Here is a 4,496-nt window from a genome sequence, read left to right on the forward strand (position 1 = left end):
CGGTCTCCGCCGGGCTCGGCTCCTCTGTCTGCTCGGCCTGAGCTTGTTGCGCTGCGGGACCGGCGTCACTGCCGCCCTCGGTCTCCACGGTCATCAAGAGCGCATCCTTGCTCACCTTGTCCCCGACGCTGACCTTGACCTCCTTGACGGTGCCGGCGACGGGTGCCGGGATTTCCATGGTCGCCTTGTCGCTCTCGAGCGTCAGGATCGACTGCTCGGGCTCGATGGAATCACCCGGGGAGACCAGGACTTCGATGATCTCCACCTCGGCAAAGTCGCCGATGTCCGGCAGCAGGACGTTCTCTACGCGTGCCACGGTGTGTACTCCTGGATGCGGTTCGTGCAATGGCGGGTTGCGCTGTTTGCGAACAACACCGTGGTTAGACGGTCACTGGGTTCGGCTTGTCCGGGTCGATTCGGTACTTCTCGATGGCCTCGCGCACGCGCCCGGGGGTGATCTCGCCCTCATCCGCCAGCGCCTTGAGGGCGGCGACGGCGATGTACCAGCGATTCACCTCGAAGAACTTTCGCAACTGGCTGCGCATGTCGCTGCGGCCATAGCCGTCGGTGCCGAGCGTGAAATAGCGCCGCGGCAGGTAGGGCCGGATCTGATCTGCATAGGTGCGCATGTAGTCGGTGGCGGCGACGATGGGGCCCTCGGTCTCGCCCAGCTGCTCGGCCACATAGGGCAGCCGCGGGGACTCGTCCGGGTGCAGCATGTTCCAGCGCTCGGCGGCGATGCCGTCGCGGCGCAGCTCGTTGAAGCTGGTGGCGGACCACACATCCGCGGCAACGTCGAAGTCCCGTTGCAACAGCTCGGCGGCGGCGATGACCTCCCGCAGGATGGTGCCGCTGCCCAGGAGCTGCACCCGATGCTTGCCGGATTCGGCATGGCTGAAGCGATAGAGCCCGCGACGGATGCCGTCTTCGACGCCCTCCGGCATGGCGGGCATTGGGTAGTTTTCGTTCATCACGGTGATGTAGTAGAAGCAGTTCTCCCGCTCCTGGTACATCCGCCGCATGCCGTCCTGCACGATGACGGCCAGCTCGTAGGCGAAGGTCGGGTCGTAGCTGACGCAGTTGGGGATGGTGGAGGCGACGATCTGGCTGTGGCCGTCTTGGTGCTGGAGACCCTCACCGGCGAGTGTCGTCCGCCCGGCGGTGCCGCCCAGCAGGAAGCCCCGCGCCTGCATATCGCCGGCTGCCCAGATGAGATCCCCCACGCGCTGGAAGCCGAACATCGAGTAGTAGATGTAGAACGGGATCATCGCCTGGCCGTGATTGGCGTAAGCCGTCGCGGCGGCGATCCAGGACGACATGGCGCCGGCCTCGTTGATGCCCTCCTGCAGGATCTGGCCGTGCTTCTCCTCGCGGTAGTACATCACCTGGTCAGAGTCCACCGGCTCGTACAGCTGGCCCACGTGGGAGTAGATGCCGAGCTGGCGGAACATGCCCTCCATACCGAAGGTGCGTGCCTCGTCCGGCACGATGGGTACGACGAGCTTCCCCACCGCCTTGTCACGGATGATCATGGTAAGCATGCGCACCATGGCCATGGTGGTGGACATCTCGCGGTCGCCGCTGGACTCCAGCAACTGCTTGAAGGCGTCGTGCTGCGGCACCTCGAGCGGCGTGAAATCCGCGCTGCGCGCCGGCAGCGGGCCGCCGAGGGCCTCGCGGCGCTCGTGCAGGTACCGCATCTCCGGGCTGTCCGGCGGCGGCTTGTAGAAGGGCGCCGCGGCGATCTGGTCGTCGGAGATCGGGATGTTGAACCGGTCGCGGAAGGCCTTGAGCGCCGCTTCTCCCATCTTCTTCTGCGAATGGGTGATGTTCATGCCTTCACCGGCGACGCCCATACCGTAGCCCTTGACGGTCTTGGCCAGGATCACCGTCGGCTGACCCTGGTGGCGCATGGCGGCTGCATAGGCGGCATAGACCTTGGCCGGGTCGTGGCCGCCGCGGTTCAGGCGCCAGATGTCCTCGTCGGTCATGTTGGCGACCATGTCCGCGAGCTCCGGGTACTTGCCGAAGAAGTGCTCGCGGGTGTAGGCGCCGCCCTTGGCCTTGTAGGCCTGGTAGTCGCCGTCGACGCATTCCTCCATGCGCTTCAACAGCAACCCTTTGGTATCGCGGGCGAGCAGCGGGTCCCAATAGCTGCCCCAGATGACCTTGATGACGTTCCAGCCGGCGCCGCGGAAGACGGCCTCCAGCTCCTGGATGATCTTGCCGTTGCCGCGCACCGGCCCGTCCAGGCGCTGCAGGTTGCAGTTGACCACGAAGACCAGGTTGTCGAGCCGCTCCCGGGCAGCCAACGAAATGGCCCCCAGGGACTCGGGCTCGTCCATCTCCCCGTCGCCGAGAAAGGCCCAGACCTTGCGGCCTTCGGTGTTCACGACGCCGCGATCGGCGAGGTAGCGCATGAAGCGCGCCTGGTAGATGGCCATGATGGGGCCCAAGCCCATGGACACCGTCGGGAACTGCCAGAAGCCCGGCATCAGCCAAGGATGCGGATAGGACGAAAGCCCAGGGCCGTCAACCTCTTGCCGGAAGCCGTACAGCTCCTCCTCGCTGAGGCGTCCTTCGAGGTAGGCACGGGCGTAGATGCCGGGGGCGGAGTGGCCCTGGATGAACACCAGGTCCCCGCCGAAGTCCTTATTCGCGGCGCGAAAGAAGTGGTTCAGCCCGACGTCATACAGGGTCGCGCTGGACGCGAAGGACGAGATATGGCCGCCGAGCTCGGTGGACAGGCGGTTGGCCTGCACCACCATGGCCATGGCGTTCCAGCGCACGAAGGAACGGATGCGCCGCTCCATGGCCCGGTCGCCGGGGAAACGCTCCTGCTTCTGCACCGGGATGGTGTTCAAGTACGCCGTGTTCGCGCTGAACGGCAGGTAGGCCCCGGAGCGGCGCGCCTTGTCGATGAGGCGCTCCAGCAGATAGTGGGCGCGCTCGATGCCCTCCTGCTCCAACACGGCGTCGAGGGACTCGAGCCACTCCTGGGTCTCTTGCGGGTCGATGTCGGGCTTATTGGCCATGGACCTTCCTGTGCAGTGGAAAGCGGAGCTGACGTCGTGGTGCGCACGCGCGCGATGGCAGACGCCACCAACGGGGGCGGCGGGACGCCGCACTCGCAGCGCGAGCGTCGCGCAAGCGCGGGCGCCCACGCTAACGCAGGGCTGGAATATTGGCAAATACTGATCATTGGCAGGGCGAATGCTCACAGCCCCTGCCGTGCGGCCAATATCAATGCGGGCAGCCTAGCCGATTGTGCCTAAGACCTGACGTCACGGGCACACAAAACCCCGGCCAGCGGCGGCTGGACCGGGGTACTGCTCCGCGTCTGTGCGGCATACAGTGCTGGGTTGCTGCCAGTGCGCAATGCGGCTTGCGCACCGGGCACTAACTGGGCCCTAACTGGGCACCAGTCCTGGCGGTCGGCTCAGCTCGCGGGTGTCTCGGCGTCGTTCGCCGGCTGTTCGGCGGGCGCGTCCTCAGCGCCGGCCGGCACTGGCAGGCGGCCGTAGCCCGCGGGTAGCGGAACGCCGTGCTGGGCCGCGGCAGCGCGGCGCTGCTCGGCCACCTCCGCCATGGCGGCGCGGCGCTCGGCGGCGCGCTGCCGCATCTGCTCCCGATAGGCTTCGTACTGCGCCCGACGGGTCTCACGGTCAGCGGCTTGGTTGGTGGACCCGGCCTCAGCGCCTGAGGCCGGCACCGGCGGCAGCTCCGGGCGTTGGAATCCAGGCACCTCCGGAAGCTCGGGGCGCTCACCGAAGGCCGGACGCTTCGGCATCTCAGGCATCTCGGGTGCTGCAGGCAGCGCCGGGCGCTCGAAGCCCGGGATCTCGGGCAGGCTGATCTCAGGCGGCGTGGGGCGCTCGCCGAAGGCCGGGGGCTCGGGCATCTCGGGCCGTGGCATCGGGCCCGCCATGGGCGCAGGTGCCGGCGGTGCGAAGCGCTCGAAGGCCTCGCGCTGGCTCTCCATCATGGCCTCGATCGCCTTGCGATGCTGCTCGGCGAGCGCATGCTGGCGCTCGGCCATGGCCTCGAACTGCTCCGGCGTCATTGGCCCATGATGGGGGCCGTACACGGGTCCATGGAAAGGCGCAGCACCATATGGAGCGTAACCAAAGGGGCCATAGCCGGGGGCAACCCACTGGGCAGCGGCAGTGGCGGTGGCCGCCGCCAAGGCGAGGGTGGAGAGGGATAGGGCAAGCGTCTTCATGGGGCTCGTACCTTTATTGGTTTTGCCGCGGCGGTGACGGCGCGATGTGGGCGCCGTCACGCTGCGGGCGGTGTGGGTTTCCGGGTCAGCAAATGTCTATCTGGTGTGTCGCTGGTCCACGGGACGGCGTGGAGCGCCGTTCGACGCGGACCAGCGGTAGTATATAAGGAAAACCTGAAATAGCAATTGAATCATTTGACAGCCCGCACACGCTGATAGGGATTGCCTATGTAGCCGAGGAGGGGCGGCAAGCTGCCGGCGTAGAGGGGAGGGC

At 66.8% G+C, this 4,496-nt stretch carries 3 protein-coding genes; all 3 read right to left on the bottom strand.

Going from position 1 to position 4,496, the window contains the following annotated elements; genetic code table 11:
* The coding region (locus tag I6U14_RS04030; RefSeq protein WP_296897060.1) for a biotin/lipoyl-containing protein at window positions 1–316 on the bottom strand (316 nt) is incomplete at its 3' end.
* A 64-nt stretch (window positions 317–380) separates the two neighbouring features.
* Window positions 381–3,035 (bottom strand): pyruvate dehydrogenase (acetyl-transferring), homodimeric type, encoded by a 2,655-nt coding sequence (gene aceE, locus I6U14_RS04035; RefSeq protein ID WP_296897061.1) that lies wholly within the window; start codon window positions 3,033–3,035, stop codon window positions 381–383.
* 404 nt (window positions 3,036–3,439) lie between these two features.
* Window positions 3,440–4,222, bottom strand: coding sequence for a hypothetical protein (locus I6U14_RS04040; protein WP_296897062.1), 783 nt, complete (start codon window positions 4,220–4,222; stop codon window positions 3,440–3,442).
* Between the last annotated feature and the right edge of the window lie 274 nt (window positions 4,223–4,496).

Source organism: Thiohalocapsa sp., assembly GCF_019695415.1.
Lineage (GTDB): Bacteria > Pseudomonadota > Gammaproteobacteria > Chromatiales > Chromatiaceae > Thiohalocapsa.

What these genes read in the sequence shown, in the direction of transcription:
- I6U14_RS04040 (WP_296897062.1), bottom strand. Translation starts at nt 4,222, where the DNA reads ATGAAGACGCTTGCCCTATCCCTCTCCACCCTCGCCTTGGCGGCGGCC.
- aceE (WP_296897061.1), bottom strand. Translation starts at nt 3,035, where the DNA reads ATGGCCAATAAGCCCGACATCGACCCGCAAGAGACCCAGGAGTGGCTC.